The 20,740-nt window shown below is 68.2% G+C and carries 24 protein-coding genes and 1 tRNA gene; 14 read left to right on the top strand and 11 right to left on the bottom strand.

The genetic code is table 11. The annotated features are described in order from the left end of the window. The first annotated feature begins 133 nt into the window (after window positions 1-133). The gene (locus tag Q7V15_RS02765; protein ID WP_304753664.1) at window positions 134-616 is read left to right on the top strand and encodes a hypothetical protein; all 483 of its coding nucleotides are present in this window, start codon (window positions 134-136) and stop codon (window positions 614-616) included. Here Q7V15_RS02765 and Q7V15_RS02760 read toward each other — a convergent pair. Together Q7V15_RS02760 and Q7V15_RS02755 are read right to left on the bottom strand one after the other, a co-directional pair. Beyond that, entirely contained in the window at window positions 609-1,379 is a 771-nt protein-coding gene (locus tag Q7V15_RS02760; RefSeq protein WP_304753662.1) for a TylF/MycF/NovP-related O-methyltransferase, read from the bottom strand. The two genes, Q7V15_RS02765 and Q7V15_RS02760, sit on opposite strands and share 8 nt — an antisense overlap. A 122-nt stretch (window positions 1,380-1,501) precedes the next feature. Further along, a complete protein-coding gene (locus Q7V15_RS02755) occupies window positions 1,502-1,873 on the bottom strand; it encodes a hypothetical protein (protein ID WP_304753660.1) in 372 nt (123 codons plus the stop codon). 336 nt (window positions 1,874-2,209) lie between these two features. Here Q7V15_RS02755 and Q7V15_RS02750 point away from each other — a divergent pair, with 336 nt between their 5' ends. From Q7V15_RS02750 to Q7V15_RS02740, 3 genes are all read left to right on the top strand, one after another. Next, the gene (locus Q7V15_RS02750; protein ID WP_304753658.1) at window positions 2,210-2,338 is read left to right on the top strand and encodes a hypothetical protein; all 129 of its coding nucleotides are present in this window, start codon (window positions 2,210-2,212) and stop codon (window positions 2,336-2,338) included. Between the two features lie 17 nt (window positions 2,339-2,355). Then, window positions 2,356-3,213: a transglutaminase family protein gene (locus tag Q7V15_RS02745; protein ID WP_304753656.1), complete on the top strand. Its 858-nt coding sequence runs from the start codon at window positions 2,356-2,358 to the stop codon at window positions 3,211-3,213. A 90-nt stretch (window positions 3,214-3,303) separates the two neighbouring features. Then, complete coding sequence (locus Q7V15_RS02740; RefSeq protein WP_304753654.1) at window positions 3,304-3,594, top strand: hypothetical protein; 291 nt, start codon at window positions 3,304-3,306, stop codon at window positions 3,592-3,594. Window positions 3,595-3,596: 2 nt separating this feature from the next. On the opposite strand, the gene Q7V15_RS02735 is transcribed toward Q7V15_RS02740, so the two are convergent. Together Q7V15_RS02735 and Q7V15_RS02730 are read right to left on the bottom strand one after the other, a co-directional pair. After that, window positions 3,597-4,688, bottom strand: a complete 1,092-nt coding sequence (locus Q7V15_RS02735; protein ID WP_304753652.1) for a serine hydrolase — start codon at window positions 4,686-4,688, stop codon at window positions 3,597-3,599. A gap of 49 nt (window positions 4,689-4,737) precedes the next feature. Further along, window positions 4,738-5,160: a hypothetical protein gene (locus Q7V15_RS02730; RefSeq protein ID WP_304753650.1), complete on the bottom strand. Its 423-nt coding sequence runs from the start codon at window positions 5,158-5,160 to the stop codon at window positions 4,738-4,740. Between the two features lie 127 nt (window positions 5,161-5,287). On the opposite strand from Q7V15_RS02730, the gene Q7V15_RS02725 reads away from it, so the two are divergent. After that, window positions 5,288-5,875, top strand: coding sequence for a DUF1003 domain-containing protein (locus tag Q7V15_RS02725; RefSeq protein WP_304753648.1), 588 nt, complete (start codon window positions 5,288-5,290; stop codon window positions 5,873-5,875). Here Q7V15_RS02725 and Q7V15_RS02720 read toward each other — a convergent pair. Then, entirely contained in the window at window positions 5,872-6,783 is a 912-nt protein-coding gene (locus Q7V15_RS02720; protein ID WP_304753646.1) for a LysR family transcriptional regulator, read from the bottom strand. The two genes, Q7V15_RS02725 and Q7V15_RS02720, sit on opposite strands and share 4 nt — an antisense overlap. 94 nt (window positions 6,784-6,877) lie before the next feature. Here Q7V15_RS02720 and Q7V15_RS02715 point away from each other — a divergent pair, with 94 nt between their 5' ends. Together Q7V15_RS02715 and Q7V15_RS02705 are read left to right on the top strand one after the other, a co-directional pair. Then, the gene (locus Q7V15_RS02715) at window positions 6,878-7,537 is read left to right on the top strand and encodes a class I SAM-dependent methyltransferase (protein ID WP_304753644.1); all 660 of its coding nucleotides are present in this window, start codon (window positions 6,878-6,880) and stop codon (window positions 7,535-7,537) included. A gap of 138 nt (window positions 7,538-7,675) precedes the next feature. Then, on the top strand, window positions 7,676-8,815 hold the full coding sequence (locus Q7V15_RS02705; protein ID WP_370689758.1) for a DUF1428 family protein: 1,140 nt from the start codon (window positions 7,676-7,678) through the stop codon (window positions 8,813-8,815). A 23-nt stretch (window positions 8,816-8,838) separates the two neighbouring features. On the opposite strand, the gene Q7V15_RS02700 is transcribed toward Q7V15_RS02705, so the two are convergent. The 3 genes from Q7V15_RS02700 to Q7V15_RS02690 all read right to left on the bottom strand — a co-directional run bounded on the left by Q7V15_RS02700 (window position 8,839) and on the right by Q7V15_RS02690 (window position 12,603). Beyond that, complete coding sequence (locus tag Q7V15_RS02700; RefSeq protein WP_304753642.1) at window positions 8,839-9,369, bottom strand: SRPBCC family protein; 531 nt, start codon at window positions 9,367-9,369, stop codon at window positions 8,839-8,841. A 946-nt stretch (window positions 9,370-10,315) separates the two neighbouring features. Further along, window positions 10,316-10,405 (bottom strand) — tRNA-Ser (locus Q7V15_RS02695). A gap of 92 nt (window positions 10,406-10,497) precedes the next feature. Then, window positions 10,498-12,603 (bottom strand): prolyl oligopeptidase family protein, encoded by a 2,106-nt coding sequence (locus tag Q7V15_RS02690; protein ID WP_304753640.1) that lies wholly within the window; start codon window positions 12,601-12,603, stop codon window positions 10,498-10,500. Between the two features lie 94 nt (window positions 12,604-12,697). Here Q7V15_RS02690 and dapF point away from each other — a divergent pair, with 94 nt between their 5' ends. Both dapF and mtaB read left to right on the top strand, forming a co-directional pair. Then, a complete protein-coding gene (gene dapF, locus Q7V15_RS02685) occupies window positions 12,698-13,528 on the top strand; it encodes a diaminopimelate epimerase (protein ID WP_304753695.1) in 831 nt (276 codons plus the stop codon). Further along, window positions 13,525-14,805, top strand: a complete 1,281-nt coding sequence (gene mtaB / locus Q7V15_RS02680; RefSeq protein WP_370689757.1) for a tRNA (N(6)-L-threonylcarbamoyladenosine(37)-C(2))-methylthiotransferase MtaB — start codon at window positions 13,525-13,527, stop codon at window positions 14,803-14,805. The genes dapF and mtaB overlap by 4 nt, the downstream gene beginning before the upstream one ends. Before the next feature lie 111 nt (window positions 14,806-14,916). Here mtaB and Q7V15_RS02675 read toward each other — a convergent pair whose 3' ends face one another. Continuing rightward, window positions 14,917-15,555 carry a trimeric intracellular cation channel family protein gene (locus Q7V15_RS02675; RefSeq protein WP_304753637.1) on the bottom strand — a complete coding sequence of 213 codons (639 nt, stop codon included), beginning with the start codon at window positions 15,553-15,555 and terminating at the stop codon, window positions 14,917-14,919. A gap of 95 nt (window positions 15,556-15,650) precedes the next feature. On the opposite strand from Q7V15_RS02675, the gene ftsY reads away from it, so the two are divergent. From ftsY to Q7V15_RS02660, 3 genes are all read left to right on the top strand, one after another. Then, window positions 15,651-16,586: a signal recognition particle-docking protein FtsY gene (gene ftsY, locus Q7V15_RS02670; RefSeq protein ID WP_304753635.1), complete on the top strand. Its 936-nt coding sequence runs from the start codon at window positions 15,651-15,653 to the stop codon at window positions 16,584-16,586. Continuing rightward, entirely contained in the window at window positions 16,583-17,173 is a 591-nt protein-coding gene (locus Q7V15_RS02665) for an inner membrane-spanning protein YciB (protein WP_304753634.1), read from the top strand. The genes ftsY and Q7V15_RS02665 overlap by 4 nt, the downstream gene beginning before the upstream one ends. 93 nt (window positions 17,174-17,266) lie before the next feature. Next, on the top strand, window positions 17,267-17,872 hold the full coding sequence (locus Q7V15_RS02660) for a MarR family winged helix-turn-helix transcriptional regulator (RefSeq protein WP_304753632.1): 606 nt from the start codon (window positions 17,267-17,269) through the stop codon (window positions 17,870-17,872). 83 nt (window positions 17,873-17,955) lie between these two features. Here Q7V15_RS02660 and Q7V15_RS02655 read toward each other — a convergent pair whose 3' ends face one another. Further along, the gene (locus Q7V15_RS02655; protein ID WP_304753630.1) at window positions 17,956-18,708 is read right to left on the bottom strand and encodes a Bax inhibitor-1/YccA family protein; all 753 of its coding nucleotides are present in this window, start codon (window positions 18,706-18,708) and stop codon (window positions 17,956-17,958) included. Between the two features lie 163 nt (window positions 18,709-18,871). On the opposite strand from Q7V15_RS02655, the gene thpR reads away from it, so the two are divergent. Then, complete coding sequence (gene thpR, locus Q7V15_RS02650; RefSeq protein WP_304753628.1) at window positions 18,872-19,408, top strand: RNA 2',3'-cyclic phosphodiesterase; 537 nt, start codon at window positions 18,872-18,874, stop codon at window positions 19,406-19,408. A 23-nt stretch (window positions 19,409-19,431) separates the two neighbouring features. On the opposite strand, the gene Q7V15_RS02645 is transcribed toward thpR, so the two are convergent. Next, entirely contained in the window at window positions 19,432-19,812 is a 381-nt protein-coding gene (locus tag Q7V15_RS02645; protein ID WP_304753627.1) for a DUF2237 family protein, read from the bottom strand. Between the two features lie 114 nt (window positions 19,813-19,926). On the opposite strand from Q7V15_RS02645, the gene Q7V15_RS02640 reads away from it, so the two are divergent. Beyond that, window positions 19,927-20,740 (top strand): CoA ester lyase (locus Q7V15_RS02640; RefSeq protein WP_304753626.1); only part of this gene is annotated, 814 nt, incomplete at its 3' end.

Raw genomic sequence — 20,740 nt, 5'->3', positions numbered from 1 at the left:
ATCAAAGCGGCGTCCTGATCGAGGAATTCTGCGCCAGAACCCGCCGCTCAGGGGCGTTCGGCCGCCCCGGCGTTCGCCGGCCTTCTCAAGGGCGCTTCGAGGCCGCAGGGTGGCGGCTCAACGGAGTGAGCCCATGCCGTTCGTCCCCCCAGACTTCGCCATACCCGCAGGCCTGCGCACCGCCGACTTCATCCTGCGGCCCCTGACGATCCACGACCTGGTCAAGGACTATGCGGCGGTGATGACCAGCCAGGAGCGCCTGCTGGGCCTGTTTGGACCCGAGAGCGATTGGCCCAGGGCGGACATGACCCTGGAGGAGGATCTGGTGGACCTCGGCTGGCACCAGGGGGAGTTCGATCGGCGACGGTCCTTCGCCTACACCGTGATGGCGCCCCAGGGGGACGGGGAGGGCGAATGCTTGGGCTGCGCCTACATCTACCCGGCCGAGCGGGCGGGCTATGAGGCCAAGGCCTTCTGCTGGGTCCGGGCCTCGGCGGCGGCCCTGGACGAGCCCCTGTTCGCCGCCTTCCGCGCCTGGATCGCGGCCGACTGGCCGTTCAGCCAGGTGGCCTATCCGGGGCGTGAGATGAGCTGGGCCGATTGGGCGGCTATTTGATCACCATGCCCTGGCCGGTGGGCAGCTCCAGAATGTGATAGCCGCGCTCGGCCATCCATCGGACCTCAGCCAACAGCTGGTCCTGATAGGCCAGCCAGCCAAAATCATCGAGAATCAGGATTCCGCCGGGGGAAATCCGGTCGAACAGCACCTCCAGCGCCCCGATCTCGGCGTCGGCGTTGTTCAGGTCCAGGTGCATGAAGGCGATCTTTTCGGGCGCCGCCACAGCCAGGCTGTCTGGAACCCGGCCCTGGGTGATGGTCACATTTGGCATGTCGGCGAACCGCTCGCGGACCTGATCGACCAGGGTGTCGCTATGCTCCACCATGCTGTGGTGGGGCATGGAGTCGTCGTGACGGAAGAGGTCGTAGAGGTAGTAGCGCCGGTCCAGATTGACGAAGTTGACGACCTCGGAAATGACCCGCGCCGACGTGCCCTTGTAGCAACCGCACTCAACGAAATCGCCCTCGATCCGCAGGGCCGTCCGCGCCGCCCAGACCAGGGTCACCAAACGCCACAGGGCGCCGCGCTCCGCTGCGGTGCTGCAGTGGCGCTGGAAGGCGCCCATCAAGACCTGGTCGTCCAGAAAGCCCAGCCGCTTGGCCATGGTGATCAGGTTGTCGCCGACGAACAGGCCGCGGGGCTCGATCATGGCCTCGGCGATGCCGTCTATCGCCGCCTTGATCGGCTCAAGGCTCCGCATGCCATAAAAGGCCCGAGGCATCAGGGCCGTCGGATGTTCGAGCTTGGGCAAATCGGACATGACGCCTCCTGGAGCGCGATCAGCAAAAGGTGGACCCGTCATAGGGTCAAAACGCGGTCAAACCCATGCTCTGATTTTGGCCGCCAGCCGATTTATCACCCATCGCCGCGCGCGCCACAGACCTAGCTGGTCAACCACCGACGGGGCCGCCGCTCACCCAGGTCGCGACGCTCCCCTGAGGCCAGGCCCAGGGCGCGCATCCGCACCAGGGACAGGGGCGCCAGGGCCTGCACCGGCTCCTCCCCGCGGGCCGGGCTGGCGGCCACCCGCAGACCCAGGCTCAGGGCCATGTCGATGGCCACCCATTCGGCCTGGGCGCGGTCGGCGCGCCCTATGGCGAAATAGCGTTGACCCTGCTCACGGTCCCGGCCGGGCTCCAGCAGAACCGCCACCACCCAGCCGGCTGTGGCGCGGGATTCGGCGGAGTCCGCCGGCCGGCGGTCATTCATTCGGGGATCACGGGGGGACTGCGCCATGGGCGTCTTTCGGACCATGGATGAGCCTCCATGCCAAGACGTCCAGGCCAGCCCTGGCTATTTCCCTGCGACACCCCATCTATAGGGGTGCGTCATCGGGCGTGTGCCGCGTCTCAAGCGGTCGATCCCCTCCGGTGCGGCGCGCATCCAGGTTTTTCATGTCTCCCCTTTTGATTGTGTCGGCGCTCTGCGTTGTCAGCGCCATTCTGGCTCCGGTAGCCTTTTCCCTGCTGGGTCTGCGGCCGCGTTAGGGCCGGTTTTCTCCTCCCGGCGCGCCCATCGTCGGCTCACGATGAACGGCTGTTGAGCCCATCCATTCCCTAAAGGCGGCGTCCGCCGCTCCGGAGATCTCCCATGGCCAAGGGCCAGAAAAAATCCAACAAAGAAGTCCGCAAGCCCAAGCAGGCCGCCGCAGCCAAACCGGAAGCCGCCCCGCGGTCCTTCCTGGATGCGGCCGGCGCCTCGCCGGGCAAGAAGCGCTGATCGAGTCTGGGTCTGGCGTGACTGCAGCGACCCTCGAGATCCTCCACAGGACCACCTACCGGTTCGCCCGGCCGGTGGTCCTGCATCCGCACCGCCTTATGCTGCGTCCCCGGGAGAGCCACGAGCTCGCCGTGCTCGACTTCCAGCTGACCTGTTCGCCCAGCGCCGAGATCGCCTGGAGCCAGGACGTTTTCGGCAATCTCTGCGCCACCGCCAGCTTCAGCCAGATGTCGGCAGAACTCTCCATCGAGAGCCGTCTGCGGGTGGCCTCCAATGCGCGGCCCTGGCCGGTGTTTTCGATTTCACCAGCCGCCCAGACCTATCCCTTTGTCTATGAGGCCCAGGAGGCCGACGACCTGGGCCTGTTGCGACTGCCCGCGCCAGATCCTGACGTGGCGCGCTGGGCGCATGGCTTTGTCGCCGGGCCGCGCACCGACACCCTGTCCCTGCTCAAGGATCTCAACGCCGGCGTCCTCGGCGCGGCCCTCTACCGGGTGCGGGACGAGGAGGGCGTCCAGACGGCGGGGGAGACCCTGCGCCTGGCCAGCGGCTCCTGCCGGGACCTGGCGGCCCTGTTCATCGAGGCGGCCCGTCAGCTGGGCTTCGGCGCCCGGGCGGTCAGCGGCTACATGTTTGATCCAGATCGCGAGGATCGCCAGGCCGACACCACCCACGCCTGGGCCGAGATCTATCTGCCCGGCGCCGGCTGGATCACCTTCGACCCCACCCACAATAGCGTCGGCGCCGCGGGGCTGATTCCCTTGGCTGTGGGTCGGGCCAATGGCCAGATCATGCCCGTCTCCGGCAGTTTCGCCGGCGGCGCCGTCGACGCCCTGGCCATGGAGGTCTCGGTGCGGATCGCCCCTGGCGGCTGACGACCGCCCCGGCGGCGATTTGAACGCCTTGCTCCGGTCACAGGCCTTTGGCACGGTGAGCGCCAGAAGCCCCAGCAAGGACGTCAGACCATGACCCGCCCCCGCCTCCGCGCCCTGATGCTCTCCACCCTGGCCGTCGCCAGTCTGGGCGCCACAGCCGCCCTGGCCAATCCCGCCGCTGACAAGTGCGCCGCCAGCCTCTCGCCGGAGGGCCAGCTGATGCACAAGACCGTGGCGCCCCATGTGAAAGCCGATTCCGACATCGAGAAGCTGATGCGCAGCCACCTGCGCGGGCTGGTGATGGGCGGAAAGCTCAAACTGAAGACCGCCGAGGCCAATGGCCAGGCCGTCGGCCGCTGCCTGAACCTGCTCAAGGGCTGAGATCAGTCGGCGCGGGCGGCCCTGTCGCCCGTCACGGCGGCGGGGATCACGCCGGTGTCCAGCAGGGTGTGAAGCTGAGCCACATGGCTCTCCTCCCGCGGCCGCGGCGAGGGGTCTGAGATCATCACCACGGTGAGGTCGAGGCTGGGGACCACGAACAGCATCTGACCCCCATAGCCCCAGGCGAAGCGCACGTCGTGACCGCCGCTCCGCCTGGTGAACCAGCCATAGCCATAGTCCTGGCCGCTCCAGGGGGAGCGGGCGCGCGGGGTCCAGCTTTCCTCGATCCAGGCCGCCGGCAGGATGCGCCGCCCGTCGATCTCCCCGCCCAGGCGATAGAGCTCACCAAAGCGCAGCAGGGCCTTTGGCGACATCATCATGTCGTTGCCGCCGAAATAGATTCCTTGAGGATCCCGCAGCCAGGGCGGGATGGTGACGCCCAGGGGCTGGGCCAGCCAGTCGCGGGCCAGGCTGTGGGTGCTGGCCCCCGCCGCCCGGGTGAGCGCCGCTGACATCAGGTGCGAGGCGCTGGTGGAATAGATCATCCGGCCCCCGGGATCGTCGTCAAAGGGCCGCGCCAGGGCGTGGCGAACCCAGTTTGGGCTGGTCACCCAGGCGCCGTAATACTGGCCCGATGTCCGCCCGAGGCCCGCCTGCATGGACAGGAGGTGGCCGACCTCGATCTCCCGCAGCCGGGGGTCGCCGCCCGAGGGCAGGCTGTCTGAGAGCAGGGGGGCGATCTTCTGGTCGGTCCCGGTCAGCACGCCGCGATCGATGGCGATGCCCACCAGGGCCGAGAGCACGGTCTTGGAGGCGGACTTGATGTTGACCGGCTGGTCGAGGCCAGGACCCCGCAGGCGGTGTTCGGCCAGGATTTCGCCGTCCCGGGCGACGATCAGGGCGTGCAGATTGGGCAGGGCGCGGGCCTGCTCGACCACCCGGGCCATGGTTTCGGGGTCCAGGCCCTGAGTCTGAGCCGCCGGCCTCGCCGCGGTCTGGGCCTGGGCGCGCTCGGCGTTCGGGGCGGGGGAGCAGGCGACGGCGACAGCGCCGGCCAGGACCAGGGCCAGTTTCGGCGGGAAGGACGGGCTCATGGGATGGACTTAGGCGCCCAGAGGCCGGCAATCCAGCTGAGCCGTGGGTTCAGGCCCTGCGCATGACCCCGGTGGCCAGAACCGGGACAAGGTATCCGGCCAGCAGGACGGTGTTGGGGATGATGTTCAGGCCAAAGCCCGTCGCCGCCGACAGGGCGCCATCAATGAGGTACCAGCCGACCACCGACAGGGTCAGACCCCGCCAGACAGGCGCCGCCCGGTCCCCCAAAAGGTCGACGGCCCTGAAGGCCGCCTCCAGGGTGAGCCACCAGCCCAGGGTCACAGCCCCCATCAGGGCGATGGAGAACCGGAGCGGCGACGACACTTCCTCGGGCAGGGCCTCGCCCACCAGGTCGAAGATCATCCGCACGGGCCCGCTGGTCGCCTCGAAGGCGCCTGCGGCCAGAACCAGTCCAAAGCTCGCCACCGACAACCGCCAGACCGCCATCCATACGCGCCAGAACCCAGTCATCGAACTCTCCTCTTTCTCCACGTCTCAGGGCAGACTGGCGTGACTTCGGTTCAGGGCCAATGACCTGGCGGGTCATCACGGCCCGCCGCGCCACCAGCCGGCGCCTCGGCGCAGAAAAGGACGTGCCATGAGCGAACAGGGCGGTGGCCTCGGCAAGGCCTCCCGGCGGTGGTTCGGCAAGGCCGAGACCGATCTGGATGCGGCGGAGCGGCGGGTGCTGGCCACCACGGTGGCCCGCAGCCCGGTGAGCCGCGACGTCAATGAGACCTTCGCCGGCGAACAGACCTTTGGTCAGCGTCTGGCCGACAAGGTGGCGGCGGTGGGAGGCTCCTGGACCTTCATCCTGGCCTTTGGCGCCTTCCTCGGCGCCTGGGCGCTGCTGAACCTCACCCTGGGGCGCGGGGCCTTTGACCCCTTCCCCTTCATCTTCCTGAACCTCTTGCTCTCCATGCTGGCGGCCATCCAGGCGCCCTTCATCATGATGAGCCAGAACCGGCAGGCGGCGAAGGACCGGATCAATGCGGCCCACGACTATGAGGTGAACCTCAAGGCCGAGATCGAGATCATGGCCCTGCACGACAAGCTCGATCACCTGCGGGTCCAGCAGATCGAGGCCATCCTGGCCCGCCAGCAGGAGCAGCTCGACCTGATGCGCCAACTGCTGGAGCAGAACAGCGGCCAGGGCGCCCGACCGGCTGGGAGCGGAGAACCCTAAGGCGCGGCGCGCAGGGCTTCGCCCCCGCCCACCAGGCCGCCCAGGGCCTCGGCGAGGATGTCATAGACCAGCCGGATCCGCCGGCTGGTGCGCAGCTCCCGGTGGGTGACCAGCCAGACGGGAAACCTCACCGGTGGGGCCTCGGGGAACAGCTCGACCATGTCCGGCGACCCCTGGGCGATCTCCCGGCTCATGACGCAGACCCCCAGGCCCCGCTTGACCATCTCCCAGACGACCACCGAGTTTTCCGACACCAGGCGAAAGTCTTCGGGGCGCACCGCAAGCCCGATCCCCTGCATCAGGCCGGCGAAGTGGTCGGTGTCCTCATAGGCGATGAGGTCCTCAGCGGCGATGTCCTGCGCCGAGGCCGGCCAGCCCCTGCGCGCGATCCAGTCGCGGGAGGCGTAGAGCTGCGCCGTGCTCTCGCCGATCAGCCGGCCGATCAGCCCGTCCTCGGTGGGCCGCACATGGCGAATGGCGATATCGGCCTCCCGTCGGCGCAGGTCGCTCAGCGTATTGCTGGAGATGACGACGATCTTGATCTGCGGCGCCGCCTGGCGGATCTGAGCGATGATCCCGGGGAGGATGTGGGCGGCGTAGGTGTCGGCCGCCGAGATGCTGACCCGCCCGGCGATGGCCAGCGAGCGGCCGGACGCCGCCACCGTCATGGCCGCGGCGGCCTCGCCCATGGCCCGGCCATGTTCCACCAGTTCCGCGCCGGTCTCGGTCAGGACCAGCTTCTTGCCGACCCGCTCGAACAGCGCGACCCCCAGCTCGGCCTCCAGGGCGGCGATCTGCCGCGACAGGGTCGGCTGGGTCAGGCCCAGGCGCTCGGCCGCAGCCGTCAGGGAGCCGGCCTCGGCCGTGGCGAGGAAGGCGCGGACCCGGTTCCAGTCCAGTGGCGTCATGCGTCTACGTATATGCCTTGTGCCAAGCGCGGCAATTCTAAGCTTCAGCGTATATGCTAGGGATGGGTCCGCCCGACGAGGACCAGGACCCCCCATGCCCCGCGCCGCCCCCGCCGCTCGCGACGCCCGCTTCTGGGACAGGACCGCCCGGAAGTACGCCAAGGACCCCATCGCCGACATGGCCGGCTATGAGCGGACCCTGGAGCGCACCCGCCACTATCTGAAGCCCGGCGACAGCGTGCTGGAGTTCGGCTGCGGCACCGGGACCGCCGCCCTGCAGCTGGCGCCCGCCGTGGCGCGCTACGAGGCCAGCGACCTGTCGGGCGAAATGATCGCCATCGCTCAGGAGAAGGCCGCCGCCGAGGGCCTCAGCCAGCTCAGCTTCGCCGTGGCGGCGCCTGAGGATGGGCCCTGGCCGGACGGGAGCTTTGACGTCGCCCTCGGTTTCAACGTCCTGCATCTGATCGCCGATCGGGACGCCGCCTTCGCCGCCCTCCATCGGGTTCTGAAGCCCGGGGGTCTTCTGATCACCAAGACCCCCTGCCTGGCGGAGATGAGCCTGCCGCTGCGCCTGGCCCTGCCGCTGGCCTTGCCGGTGATGCAGCTGATCGGCAAGGCGCCCTCCGTGGCCTTTCTCTCAGCCGACAAGCTTGAGGGGGAGCTGGCGGCGGCCGGCTTCGAGATCCTCGAGCGCGCCAGCCATGGCTCATCGGCCAAGGACGCCCGCCCCTTCCTGGTGGCCAGGCGGCCCTGAGGCGGGCGGGTCTCGCCGCCTTTCGGGGGTCGACCTGTCGCAAAAACGAGGAATAGTTGCGCCAATGTCGGCCCTGGCGGACCTCCTTCGTCCTAGGCGGGTCGGGCCGGCTGGCCTGCAAGCCCCAGGAGCGAGACCATGACCTATATCGACGGCTTCGTGATCGCCGTGCCCACGGCCAACCGCCAGACATTCATCGACCATGCGCTCACCGCCAACGGCGTCTTCATGGAGCTGGGCGCCCTGCGCATCCTGGAATGCTGGGGCGACGACGTGCCAGACGGCAAGCAGACCGACTTCCGCCGGGCGGTGCAGGCCACGCCGGAGGAGAGCGTGGTCTTCTCCTGGGTCGAATGGCCGGACAAGGCGACCCGGGACGCCGCCCATGGTCGCATGGGGACGATCATGCAGAGCGACCCGCGGATGAATCCTGAGCACAATCCCATGCCCTATGACGGGGCCCGTCTGATCTTCGGCGGCTTCACCCCGGTGGTGACCCTGGAGGCGCCGACCTCGAACAATGCCGGGGACTTCATCTGGTACGAGCTGCTGACCACCGACGCCGAAGCCGCCCAGGCCTTCTATGGCCAGGTCCTGCCCTGGACCTTCGCCGATTCCGGCCAGGCCGACATGGACTACCGCATCATCAGCGCGCCAGAGCATGACGTGGCCGGCCTGATGGCCATCACGCCGGAGATGGCTGAGCACGGGGCGACGCCCACCTGGCTGCCCTATCTGGCGGTGGATGATGTGGACGCCACCACCGCGGCCCTCGCCCAGAAGGGCGGCGCGGTGCAGATGGCGGCCATGGACGTCCCCATGGTCGGCCGCATGGCCATGGTCGCAGACCCGCAAGGGGCGACGCTCTACGTGATGAAGCCAGAGTCCGGAGACCTTAGCCTGGCCTTCGCGTCGGACCGGCCCCGGGTGGGTCACGCCGCCTGGAACGAGCTCAGCACCCCCGACCCGGCCGGCGCCTGGACCTTCTATGGGGCGCTGTTCGGCTGGGCGAAGGACGGCGAGATGGATATGGGGCCCTTGGGCCAATACGAATTCATCCGCCACGGGGGCCTGATCGGGGCGGTGATGCCGGCGCAGGCGCCCGCCTGGAGCGTCTATTTCCGCGTGCCCGATATCGATGTGGCCAAGGCCGCGGTGGAGGCCGCCGGCGGCCAGGTGGTCCAGGGCCCCGACGAGATCCCCGGCGGCGAATTCTCCATGAACTGTGTGGACCCCCAGGGCGCGGCCTTCGGCCTCATCGGCCACCGCACGGCTTAGGCGGCGGCGTGAGGCGGGCCAGCTCAGCCCGCCTCGGCCAGGCGCCGCACATTCTCGATCCCCCGGCGCATATAGGTCCGCCAGAAGAGCGCGATGATCACCGACAGCGGCGCGGCCATCAGGCTTGAGCGGGGCACGAAGGTGTAGCGCCAGGTGATCTCCGTTCGCCCCGGCGCGGTCTCGACAAAGGTCCATTCGCCAAAGGCCGCGTCGGTCAGGGCCGCCAGCGGGCCGGTGAACCCGTCCACCCGATAGGCGAACCGGGCGCGCCCGCCGCTGGGCGCCGCCCCATCGCTGGGATCACTGGCCAGAATCTCCTCACGCACCGACGTCCCATCGGCCAGATGCACCTGCCGCGCGCTGCCCACCACGTCCCAAGGCCCTGTCTGATCGCGGGTCCCCACCACGGCGGGGATCGGGCCGGAGCCCCTGGGAAACACCTGTGCGAGGTCGATCGGCACGAACGCAGCCCAGACCTGGGCCAGCGAGGCCGACGCAGCAGTCGAGACCTGGGCGGAGGGACCGGTATGCGGTTGATGTGCAGAGGTCAGCATGGGGGCGGGCTCCACGGGAGGGGGCGTGCGCCACTTTCCCGTGGGAAGTGGTGTGCGTCCCCGCTTTCCGAACAAAGAAAGAAATCGTCCCGCAATATCTATTAGTCAAATTTGATCTCATCCCGAAGTGGCCTCAATTTCAGGTCGCCAACCTATTAGGATTTGTCCGACCTAATGGCCAACCACTCACCTACCAGAGTTTCCCAAAGAAGGATAATGCCACAGGGGTCTGCGTAGTCTCTAAGACAACATAGCTTTGTGCAGAGAGGCCCATGCCGCGAACGGGGTCAATATCAACTATAGTACCCTCTATACGAACAAGTAAGGCGATATCTGTCTTTCCCCGCTTATCAGACATAATAGCCCATACGCTATCATAACCAGCCGGCTTTGACGGACTACCGGCCAACAGCAGCAACCTCTGGGGGCAATCATCAGATACTAGGCCGGTGTACTCTCTCCAGTCAGTAAAAAGGTACCCCACCACCTCAATGCGCTGCCCCTGAAATCTGTCCAAGTCTCCATGCACGTCGCACATTGAAACACTACGAACAGCATCTAGTTCGAGAGCTCTGCATCCACCCAAGCTAAAGCCTGAGAGAGTGAAAAACATCACCATAAGAACAAATCTCATGCTAGCGCCCTCCAGATCTAAATGAACACCAGAGCTGCACGCTGCTCTCAGCACCCCCTTCAATCGCAGCCTTAACTTCCGACGGGGAGGAGCCGGGAAGGGACCATTGTGGCGATATAATTCTGTCAACGCCGGCTGCCCTCAAAACTTCTACTATATTCACCTCATTCGTCCAGGCGTTTATCTCTGTAGTGTGGGCCTCCTCTGTTGAAACTCGGGACACGCACTACTTACGCGGACCGCCACGCGATACTCGTTGGCGCCTAAGGCGCCCTGTCAAGATTTGCGTTTGGGTGCTTAGTCAGATGTCCCTGGCGGAGAGGGTGGGATTCGAACCCACGGTGCCCGTTAAGGCACGCCGCATTTCGAGTGCGGTGCTTTCGACCACTCAGCCACCTCTCCTAGGGCCAGCAAGGGGGCCTGGGATAGAGCAGGCCCGCTGAGCGAGGCGCGGAACCTACTCAGGTCGGGCTTGCTCCGCAAGCGGCGGATGTTCAGTCCATCAGCCGCTGCATCAGATAGACATAGTGCCTGGCCCACCGGGCGGCGTTGAGCTGAGGATCGGCGTCGTTGGCGTGGCCGCCGAAGGTGGGCTCGTAATAGATGACGGGCGCGTCCAGGGCCGCGAGCGCGGCGGCGAACTTCCGGGCGTGGCCGGGATGGACCCGGTCGTCGCGGGTGTTGGTGGTGATGTAGGCCTCGGGATAGTCGGTCCCGGCCTTGAGGTTCTGATAGGCCGAATAGCGGGCGATGAAGGCGAAGTCCTCAGGGACTTCCGGGTCGCCATATTCCCCGATCCAGGAGGCCCCGGCCGGCAGGCGGTGATAGCGCAGCATGTCGACCAGCGGGCTTTCGATCACCACGGCGTTCCACAGCTCCGGATGCTGGGTCATGGACACGCTGGTCAGCACCCCGCCATTGGAGCGGCCATAGATGCCCAGACGCCGGGGGGAGGTGATGCCTCGGGCGGTCAGGTCGCGGGCCACGGCGGCGAAGTCGTCAAAGGCCAGCTGGCGGTTTTCCCGCAGCACCGCCTGGTGCCAGGCCGGGCCAAACTCCCCGCCGCCACGGATATTGGCCAGCACGAAGGCCCCGCCCCGGGCGAACCACAGCTTGCCGGCCTCGGGCATGTAGCGGGGCGGCATGGCGATCTCGAAGCCGCCATAGCCCAGCATCAGGGTGGGGATCTGGCCATCTAAGGGCGCGGCCTTGGGGCGGACCACGAAATAGGGGATCTGGGCGCCGTCGCTGGAGGTCGCCCAGTGCTGCTCCACCAGATGGGTGGCCGGATCAAACCGGTCGGGCAGGGCTGAGACCTGGCGAGCGCTGAGACCTGCGGCGTCGGCCAGCCACAGGCTGGTGGGGTCGAGGAAGCCCTCGATCTTCAGGAACAGGGCCTCGTCGCGGCCAGAGACCGCCTGCAGCACGATGTTGGAGTCTGCGGGCAGGGGCAGGCGGACGGCGCTCCAGGCGCCGCCTGCGAAGTCATAGACATCAACGGCGCCGCGCACCTCCTCCAGCAGGGCGACCACCAGCCGGCCCTTTGTGGCGCGGACCTGCTGGATGGCCTGGCGGGGGCCCGGCGCGAAGATCAGCTGGGCCCTCGCGCCCGCCGGATCGGCCTTCAGGGCGGCGAGGTCGAAGGCCGCCAGGGCGCCCTGGGGCAGGTCACCGTGGGCCTCCTGCAGGGAGAAGACCGCCTGGCCATCCACATAGGCCTCGAAGCTGGCCTTCTTCGGCAGGGGCAGGCGGACGGGCTCAGCCCCGCCCAGCAGCATGTAGTCGCTCTCGTAGAAGGTGATCCCGCGCCTTGCGATCACCGCATCGGCCCGGCCGCCCTCGCCCCGCAGGACCACGGGGAAGACCGACACATCGGTCGTCTGGCCCCGATAGAGCTCGACCGCGGTTCCGTCGCGGGCCAGCGACTTCAGCACATAGGCGTAGCCGGACTCCGTGACCTCGCCCGGAACCCATTCCCGGGCGACCAGCAGGGTGTCGGCGTCAAGCCAGGCGGCGCTCTGCTTGCCTTCGGCCAGGACGAAGCCGCCGGGGACGAAGGCCCGCGCCCTTGTGTCGAACTCGCGGATCTCGACGGCGTCGCCGCCGCCGTCCGACAGCCTCACCAGGCAAAGGGTCTCGGCCGGCTTCAGGCAGTCGGCGCCATGGAAGAACCAGTTGCGGTCCTCGGCTTTCGCCAGGGCGTCCATGTCGAGCACCGGGGCCCAGTCGGGCGCGCCCGACGCATAGGTCTCCAGGCTCGCATGGCGCCACAGGCCGTGGGGGTTGGCGTCGTCCTGCCAGAGATTGTCCACCCCGCCGGCCCGGAAGCTCGGCATGGGGATCCGGTCCTCCGCGCTGAAGATCGCCCGGGCCTCGGCCAGCAGGGTCGCGTAGCGCGGGTCGCCGTCGAGCCGGCCCTGCGCCCTGGCGTTCTGCCCCTCCACCCAGGCCATGGCCCTGCGCCCGTCCACCTCTTCCAGCCACTGGAAGGGATCGGGCGCGCCGGCCCGCGGGGGGTTCACGGGCGCATCTGGGGTCTGGGCCAGGGCGGCGGCGGGGATCAGAAGGGCGGCGCAGAGCAGGGGAAGCAGGGTGTTCATGCCCCTTTCCTAGAACTGCGGGGGCCGATCTGTCTTCCCCCGCCGCGTCAGGCGGGATGATTTGGTGAGGCTTCTGCCCTATATGTCGGCCGCCATGAGCCGTCCGTTCCTGAAGATGAACGGGCTCGGCAACGACTTCGTCGTGGTCGAGGCCCGCAGCGAGCCCTTTGCGCCCAGCGCAGAGGAGGTCCGCGCCATCGCTGACCGCGAGGGTGGGATCGGCTGCGACCAGCTGATCGCCATTGAACCAGCGGCCGGCGAGGCCGATGTGCGGGTCCGCTTCTGGAACGCCGACGGCGAAGAGGTCGGGGCCTGCGGCAACGGCTCGCGCTGCGTCGGCTGGCTGGTCATGGAGGCCACGGGCAAGGACGCCGCCGTGCTGGAGGTGGGCGATCGCCTGCTGCGCACCACCCGGGCCGGCGATGGCCTGGTCAGCGTGGACATGGGCGAGCCTGGCCTCGACTGGACCGACATCCCCCTGGACGAACCGATGGACACCAAGGGGATCGAGCTGCAGGTCGGCCCGATCGATGCGCCCCTGCTGCATACGCCCGGCTGCGTCTCCATGGGCAATCCCCACGTGGTCTTCTTCGTGGACGATATCGAGACCGCCCCGGTGGCGGAGGTCGGGCCGATGATCGAGCATCACCGGCTGTTCCCCGAAGGGGTCAATGTGGGCTTCGCAGAGGTCAAGGCCCGCGATCACATTCGCCTTAGAGTCTGGGAGCGCGGGGCCGGCCTGACCAAGGCCTGCGGCACCGGCGCCTGTGCGGCGCTCGTCGCCTGCGCCCGGCGGGGGCTGACGGATCGCAGGGCGCGGCTGGAGCTCGACGGGGGCGACCTGACCATCGAATGGCGCGAGGCCGATGGGCACGTGATCATGACCGGCCCGGCCAGCCTCGATTTCACCGGAACCCTGCCGTGACGGCTGAGACCACGCCCGGCGTGGACATCGTCACCTTCGGCTGCCGGCTGAACGCCTATGAGAGCGAGGTCATCCGCGCCCGGGCCGCCGAAGACGGCCTGACCGACGCCATCGTCTTCAACACCTGTGCCGTCACGAACGAGGCCGTGCGCCAGGCCCGCCAGGCGATCCGCAAGGCCCGGCGCGAGCGGCCGGGCGCCCGGGTGATCGTTACCGGCTGCGCGGCCCAGATCGATCCGGCGGCGTTCGCGGCAATGGACGAGGTCGATCTGGTGCTGGGCAATGCGGAGAAGAGCGCGGCGGGCGCCTATCTCGACCGACCGGCCGAGGGCCGGGTGCGGGTCAACGACATCATGAGCGTGCGGGAGACCGCCGGCCATCTGATCGATGGCCTGAAGGACCGGGCGCGGGCCTATGTGGAGGTGCAGAACGGCTGCGACCACCGCTGCACCTTCTGCATCATCCCCTTTGGCCGGGGCAATTCCCGCTCCGCGCCGGCCGGCGAGGTGGTGGAACAGGTCCGCCGCCTGGCGGCCGAAGGCTATGCCGAGGTGGTGCTGACCGGGGTGGATGTCACCAGCTGGGGCGCCGACCTGCCGGGCCAGCCCAGCCTTGGCCAGCTGGTCGGGCGGATCCTGAGGCTGGTCCCGGAACTGCCGCGCCTGCGCCTGTCGTCCATCGATGCGGCCGAGATCGACGCCGACCTGCTGGCCCTGTTCGCCAGCGAGCCGCGGCTGGCGCCCTATCTGCACCTGTCGCTGCAGGCCGGCGACGACATGATCCTCAAGCGCATGAAGCGCCGCCACAGCCGCGCCGACGCGCTGCGTCTGGTGGCCGAGGTCCGCGCCGTGCGCCCCGACGTGGCCTTCGGCGCCGACCTGATCGCGGGCTTCCCCACCGAGACCGACGCCATGTTCGGCAACACCCTGAAGCTGGTGGAGGAGGCGGGGCTTTCGTACCTGCACGTCTTCCCCTTCAGCCCGCGCCCTGGCACGCCGGCCGCAAGGATGCCCCAGTTGCCGAGGGCGGAGATCAAGGCCCGCGCTGCAGCCCTGCGCGCGGCGGGCGAGGCCGCACTCACCCGCCACCTTGACCGCCAGGTGGGCCGCACGGTGGACGCCCTGATCGAGCGTCCCGGCTTCGCCCGCGCCCCGGATTTCACCGAGATCGTGTTCGAAGGCGAGGCGGTGGTCGGCCAGATCGTCCCCTTGCGCATCACCGGCCACGCTAGCGGCAAGACCCGGGCGGTGATGGCGACCCTGCTGGCGGCGGAGTAGCGCGCAGCGCCAGGGATCAACCACGAAGAACACAAAGGGCACGAAGGCGCCCACGGGACCTTAGTGAGCTTCGTGCGCTTTGTGGTTTCTCTCTCTTTGCGCCTGCGGCGCTTAGTCTTCCTCATCCGGCGTGGCGCGGCCGGGGAAGCCGGGGAGGGACCAGCGGAAGACGATGGCGCCGGCGCGGATGGCCAGGCCGACTCCAAAGCCGGCCAGGGCCGAGGGCATCTGCGGGACGCCCATCACATTCAGCACCACGAAAACGCAGGCCCCCACCAGGGCGGCGGTGACATAGATCTCGCGCTTGAGCAGCACCGAGGGCTCCTCGGCCAGGACATCGCGGAGCACCCCGCCGAAGGTGGCGGTCAGCACCCCCATGACGACAGCGGCGCCGGCCGGCACGCCGAAGGCCAGCGCCTTGGCCGCGCCGACCACGGCGTAGGCGCAGAGGCCCAGCGCATCGAGCCAGGTGAGGATGAACAGCCGCGCCTTGCCGGCCCCGAACAGCCAGACCGCCAGCGCCGCGGCCAGGGGGGCGATCAGATATTCCGGGCGCACGACCCAGAAGACCGGGGCGTCGATCAACAGATCGCGCAGGGTGCCGCCGCCGACCCCGGTGACGGCGGCGAAGAAGGTGAAGGTGACGATGTCGTGCTTGCGCCGGGCCGCGGCCAGGGCGCCCGAGGCGCCGAACACGAAGACAGCGGCATAGTCCAGCCAGACAAGGGCCGCCCCCAGGCCGTCCTCCATGTGTCGGTCCCTCCGGTTCGAAGCGATGCTAGCCCGCCCTGCCCGATCCTGCGAGGGCAGGTGACGGAGACGGCGGCGGCGGCTAGAAGCGGCTCATGACGCAGGAAAAGAAAGGCTGGCTGCAGCGGCTGACCACCGGCCTGTCGCGCTCGTCGCGGCAGATGTCGGAAACGGTGGTGGCGAGCTTCGTCAAGCAGCCCCTCGATCAGGCCAAGCTGGACGAGCTGGAGGAGATGCTGATCGAGGCCGATCTCGGCCCCCACTCGGCCGCCCGGATCACCGCCCGCTTCGCCGAAGCCCGCTTCGGCAAGTCCGCCGACGAGACCGAGATCAAGGAGGCCCTGGCCGAAGCCATCGGCGACGAGCTGGCCGCCCGCCGCGGGACCTTCGACCCCTTAAGCGGCCCCAAGCCCTATGTGGTGATGTTCATCGGGGTCAACGGCTCGGGCAAGACCACGACGCTGGGCAAGATCGCCACCGACCTGACCCGACAGGGCGCCAAGGTGCTGGTGGTCGCCGGCGACACCTTCCGCGCCGCCGCCGTCGAGCAGCTGGCCGTGTGGGCGGAGCGCGCCGGCGCCGACTTCATGTCGCGGCCCACGGGCTCGGACGCCGCGGGCCTGGCCTATGACGCCCTGGAGCGGGCGCGGGCGGAGAATTACGACGTCCTGCTGATCGACACCGCCGGCCGGCTGCAGAACAAGCAGGGGCTGATGGACGAGCTCCTGAAGATCAACCGGGTGCTCAAGAAGATCGATCCGGAGGTCCCGCACGAGACCCTGCTGGTGCTGGACGCCACGGTGGGGCGCAATGCGCTGAACCAGGAGAACATCTTCGGCAACCAGATCGGGGTGTCGGGCATCGTCATGACCAAGCTGGACGGCACGGCGCGTGGCGGGGTGCTGGTGCCGGTGGCCCAGGCGTCTGACTCCCCGATCAAGCTGATCGGGGTTGGCGAAGGGGTCGATGATCTGCAACCCTTCGAGCCTCGGGCCTTCGCCCGGTCCCTGGTCGGATTGGACACCCCATGACGCTTTCGCCGTCGACCCGCCGCACGGTCCGATTCGTGGTCGACTATGGCGGCCTGATCGCCTTCCTCGTGGGATTTTTCCTGTCGGGCCGGGACATGATCGAGGCCACCAAGTGGCTGGTGGCGGCGTCGGCCGTGGCCTTGCTGATCGGGCTGGTTGTCGAGCGGCGGATCGCGCCGATACCGGCCATTTCCGGGGGCGCGGCCCTGGTGTTTGGCGGCCTGACCCTGTGGTTCGACGACCCGGTGTTCGTGAAGATCAAGCCGACCATCATGAACCTGCTGTTCGCCACGGGCCTCCTGGGCGGCCTGGCGCTGGGCAAGAGTCCGCTGAAGATGTTGATGGGCTCGGCCTTGCAGTTGCCCGATGAGGTCTGGCGCAAGCTGACCCTGAGCTACGGGCTCTTCTTCGCCGCGGTCGCGGTCCTGAACGAGGTGATCTGGCGCACCCAGAGCGATGAGGTCTGGGTGTTGTTCCGCATGCCGGGCCTGCCCCTACTGGCGGTGGCCTTCTCCCTCAGCCAGGTGCCGCTGATGATGAAGTACGCCAAGACCGACGAGCCGCCGCCTCCGCCGCCGCCCGGGTGAGCTGCGCCGCCCACGGACCTTCCGTCGTCAAAGTTACGCACAAGTCCTATAGTCTTCGTCACAATCGGAATTGACGCGAGGAGAAGCGGGCCGATGGCGAAGGAAAAGAGCCAGGACGAGGCCGCGGCCTACGGGTCCGGCGTGCCGGCCCTGGACGGCTCTCCGAGTCATCTGTTGCACCGGGCCCTGCAGGTCTCCCTGGACATCTACGCCGAGGCCTTTGGCGACAGCGACCTGACCCAGAGACAATACGCCGTGCTCTCGGCCGTGGAGGCCCAGGAGGGGCTGACCCAGACCGATCTGGTCCGCACCACCGGCATCGACCGCTCCACCCTGGCCGACATGGCCGCCCGGATGATCGCCAAGGGCCTGTTGGCGCGGGAGCGCTCCCTGGCCGACGCCCGGGCCAATGCGGTCCGCCTGACCGAGGCCGGCCGCGCGGCCCTGGCTGAGGCCCGCCCCCGGATGGAGCAGGCCGATGGCCGGCTGATGCGACTGGTCAGCGCCTCAAAGCGCGAAACCTTCCTGGCCCAGCTGCGCCAGATGGTGGCGGCCGGCGAGGTCGGCGCCGAGGCCCTGGCGAGCGAGGCCGCCCCCAAGGCTGAGAAGGGCGCCAAGCCCAAGAAGGCCAAGCCGCCCAAGGACAAGGCCACAAAGGGCGAAGGCAAGAAGAAGAAAAAGGCCAAGAAGGCGGCCTGAGCCTTCCGACTGCGACGGCGCGCACAAAAAAGCCCCGGCGGGTGAACGCCGGGGCTTCGTCGTCTGGAGGTCCCGCGGAGCCCCTAGCGGCGGTCGCCGAAGATCGCCAGCAGGAATTGGAACAGGTTGATGAAGTTGATGTAGAGGCTCAGCGCCCCGTAATTGGTGGCCACGCTCATGGCCGCCTGGTCGCCGCCCAGCTGATAATAGGTCATCTTCAGGCGCTGGGTGTCGAAGGCGATCAGGCCCGCGAAGATCAGCACCCCCAGGACGCTGATGATGAAGTTCATCATCGAGTTCTGGATGAACATGTTGACCACCATGGCGATGATCAGGCCGAACAGGCCGACGATCAGGAAGCTGCCAAAAGCCGTCAGGTCCTTCTTGGTGGTGTAGCCAAACAGGGACAGACCGCCGAAGGCCGTGGCCGTGATCAGGAAGGTCGAGGCGATGGATCCGCCGGTATAGACCAGGGTCAGCACGCCCATGCCGGCGCCGATCAGGGCGACGATGGTCCAGTAGAGCATCCCGGAGGTCTTCGGCGAGGCGTTCTTCAGGGCGAAGGCCCCGAACAGCATCACCGCCAGCGGCGCAAACGCCACAATCATCCCAAGGACGGTCATTCCGGCCAGGCGTCCATCAGCCGTGACCGTGTACATCAGGTCGCGGACAGGCGGGTATTGGCCGGTCACGAAGGCCAGAGCGGCCGACAGGACGAGACCAAGCGCCACCTTGTTGTAGACGCCAAGCATGAAAGCGCGAAGACCCGCGTCCACCGACATGTCGGCGCGATCCGCGGGGATCGTGCGCGCGTGGGCACGGTTGAAGTCGCTCATCGAGGCAAAGCCCTTTCTTGTGCGCGTCCAAGATCGGACGCCGTTCTAATATCGGGACCCCGGGGGCTCCTGACAAGGAGAACCGGTAAGCGGGCAAGGGATATCGGCGGTTCCCGCCTTGTCGGATTGGACGTCGGCGGGCCTGGACGGCTAGGCTTGCCCCATGCTTCGCCTCTTCGCCGCCCTCGCCGTGCCCGAGGACATCGCCCTGATGCTCGCCCCCCGCCAGCATGATCTGGCCGGCGCCCGTTGGCGCCCGGCCGAGGCCCTGCATGTGACCCTGAGATACTTTGGCGACATTCCGGAGAATCAGGCCGACGACCTGGACGCCGAGCTGTCTCAGATCACGGGCCGCCCGATCACCCTGGAACTGTCTGGGGTCGGCGCTTTCGGCGAGGGACGCGACATCCACGCGGTCTGGGCCGGGGTGGCGGAGAACCCCGATCTGCGGGTTCTGGCCGGACGGTGTGAGACCGCCGCCCGGCGGGCGGGTCTGAAGCGCGACCACCGCGCCTATCGCCCCCATGTGACCCTGGCCTATCTGTCGCGGCCCGAGCCGCCGGCTGTCGCCGCCTGGATCCAGCGGCACAACCTGCTGAAATCGCCGCCCTTCTCCATCGCCAGCTTCGGGCTCTATTCCAGCCATCGGAGCGAGTCCGGCTCAGCCTATCGGCTGGAAAAGGACTATTTCCTGATCTGAGGCCGCCGGGACGACCGCGGCCCTCAGGCGGTGGCGTAGTCCTTCAGCACCCCCAGCGGCACGATGGCCAGGGTCTCCTCGTGGGTCGCCTCCAGCACCAGTTTTGGCGCGCAGCCGGCGTCCAGCGCCTCCTTCCAGCGCGGCGCGCACAGGCACCAGCGATCGCCAGGCCGCAGGCCCGGAAAGCCGCTCTCGGGAACCGGCGTCGACAGGTCGTTGCCCCGGGACCGGGAGAAGGCGAGAAACTCCGCGGTCATCACCGCACAGACCGTATGCAGACCCAGGTCATGGGGGCCGGTCTCGCAGCAGCCATTGCGGAAAAAACCGGTCACGGGGTCCATGGAGCAGCGGGCGAGCTCGCCCCCCAGAACGTTCTTGGCCTCGGCGTCGTATCGGATGGTCATGTCCCCATCCTAGACGCTAAGACGAGGCCTGCGCCAAGGGAGTCCCGTACGATGAGACCGCCTTCCGCCCCGGACAGGTTCAGCCCCGGACGCCCGAGGCGTAGCGCCCTCTACATGCCCGCCGCCAACCCCCGCGCCATGGCCAAGGCCCGGGACCTGCCCTGTGACGTGGTGATCCTCGACCTGGAGGACGCCGTCGCCCCGGAGGCCAAGGTCGAGGCCCGGCAGGCGGCCTGCGTGGCCGCAGCCGAAGGCGGCTTTGGCGCCCGGGAGGTGGTGATCCGCATCAATGGACTGGCCACGGAGTGGGGCCAGGCCGATCTGGAGGCCGCCGCCAAGGCCCGTCCCGACGCCATCCTGGTCCCCAAGATCGACGGACCTGACGACCTCGCGCCGTATTCGAAAGCCCTGCCGGAGGGTGTCGCCCTGTGGGCCATGGTCGAGACCTGCCAGGCCCTGTTCCGCCTCGACGCCCTGGGCGCGGCGGCCCGGACCCATGGGCTGACGACCCTGGTGGCCGGAACCAATGACCTGGCCAAGGAAATGGGCTGTCGCCACGACGCCGAGCGCGCGCCCCTGCTGGCGCCCCTGTCGCTGATGGTGGCCGCGGCCCGCGCGCACGGACTTGTGATCCTGGACGGCGTCTTCAATGGGATCGACGACGCGCCGGGCCTCGCCCGCCAGTGCGCGCAGGGGGAGGCCTTCGGTTTTGACGGCAAGACCCTGATCCATCCCAGCCAGATCGAGACCGCCAACCGGGCTTTTTCCCCCGATCCAGAGGCCGTGGTCTGGGCCCGACGGGTGGTGGAGGCCTTTGATTCGCCTGAAAACAACGCTAGGGGCGTCATTCGGGTGGAAGGGCGCATGGTGGAGCGGTTGCACCTGGACCAGGCGCGTCGTCTGCTCGCTGTCGCCGACGCCATCGCGA

Origin of the sequence: Phenylobacterium sp., from assembly GCF_030651755.1 — a bacterium.
Classification (GTDB): domain Bacteria; phylum Pseudomonadota; class Alphaproteobacteria; order Caulobacterales; family Caulobacteraceae; genus Phenylobacterium.
Note: the sequence above shows the minus strand (reverse complement) of the source record. Positions and strands in the feature narration are given on the sequence as shown.

Excerpts from the sequence above, each read along its gene's own strand:
- Q7V15_RS02765 (WP_304753664.1), top strand. The coding sequence starts at position 134 with ATGCCGTTCGTCCCCCCAGACTTCGCCATACCCGCAGGCCTGCGCACC.
- Q7V15_RS02760 (WP_304753662.1), bottom strand. The coding sequence starts at position 1,379 with ATGTCCGATTTGCCCAAGCTCGAACATCCGACGGCCCTGATGCCTCGG.
- Q7V15_RS02755 (WP_304753660.1), bottom strand. The coding sequence starts at position 1,873 with ATGGTCCGAAAGACGCCCATGGCGCAGTCCCCCCGTGATCCCCGAATG.
- Q7V15_RS02750 (WP_304753658.1), top strand. The coding sequence starts at position 2,210 with ATGGCCAAGGGCCAGAAAAAATCCAACAAAGAAGTCCGCAAGCCCAAG.
- Q7V15_RS02740 (WP_304753654.1), top strand. The coding sequence starts at position 3,304 with ATGACCCGCCCCCGCCTCCGCGCCCTGATGCTCTCCACCCTGGCCGTC.
- Q7V15_RS02735 (WP_304753652.1), bottom strand. The coding sequence starts at position 4,688 with ATGAGCCCGTCCTTCCCGCCGAAACTGGCCCTGGTCCTGGCCGGCGCT.
- Q7V15_RS02730 (WP_304753650.1), bottom strand. The coding sequence starts at position 5,160 with ATGACTGGGTTCTGGCGCGTATGGATGGCGGTCTGGCGGTTGTCGGTG.
- Q7V15_RS02725 (WP_304753648.1), top strand. The coding sequence starts at position 5,288 with ATGAGCGAACAGGGCGGTGGCCTCGGCAAGGCCTCCCGGCGGTGGTTC.
- Q7V15_RS02720 (WP_304753646.1), bottom strand. The coding sequence starts at position 6,783 with ATGACGCCACTGGACTGGAACCGGGTCCGCGCCTTCCTCGCCACGGCC.
- Q7V15_RS02715 (WP_304753644.1), top strand. The coding sequence starts at position 6,878 with ATGCCCCGCGCCGCCCCCGCCGCTCGCGACGCCCGCTTCTGGGACAGG.
- Q7V15_RS02705 (WP_370689758.1), top strand. The coding sequence starts at position 7,676 with ATGACCTATATCGACGGCTTCGTGATCGCCGTGCCCACGGCCAACCGC.
- Q7V15_RS02700 (WP_304753642.1), bottom strand. The coding sequence starts at position 9,369 with ATGCTGACCTCTGCACATCAACCGCATACCGGTCCCTCCGCCCAGGTC.
- Q7V15_RS02690 (WP_304753640.1), bottom strand. The coding sequence starts at position 12,603 with ATGAACACCCTGCTTCCCCTGCTCTGCGCCGCCCTTCTGATCCCCGCC.
- dapF (WP_304753695.1), top strand. The coding sequence starts at position 12,698 with ATGAGCCGTCCGTTCCTGAAGATGAACGGGCTCGGCAACGACTTCGTC.
- Q7V15_RS02675 (WP_304753637.1), bottom strand. The coding sequence starts at position 15,555 with ATGGAGGACGGCCTGGGGGCGGCCCTTGTCTGGCTGGACTATGCCGCT.
- ftsY (WP_304753635.1), top strand. The coding sequence starts at position 15,651 with ATGACGCAGGAAAAGAAAGGCTGGCTGCAGCGGCTGACCACCGGCCTG.
- Q7V15_RS02665 (WP_304753634.1), top strand. The coding sequence starts at position 16,583 with ATGACGCTTTCGCCGTCGACCCGCCGCACGGTCCGATTCGTGGTCGAC.
- Q7V15_RS02660 (WP_304753632.1), top strand. The coding sequence starts at position 17,267 with ATGGCGAAGGAAAAGAGCCAGGACGAGGCCGCGGCCTACGGGTCCGGC.
- Q7V15_RS02655 (WP_304753630.1), bottom strand. The coding sequence starts at position 18,708 with ATGAGCGACTTCAACCGTGCCCACGCGCGCACGATCCCCGCGGATCGC.
- thpR (WP_304753628.1), top strand. The coding sequence starts at position 18,872 with ATGCTTCGCCTCTTCGCCGCCCTCGCCGTGCCCGAGGACATCGCCCTG.
- Q7V15_RS02645 (WP_304753627.1), bottom strand. The coding sequence starts at position 19,812 with ATGACCATCCGATACGACGCCGAGGCCAAGAACGTTCTGGGGGGCGAG.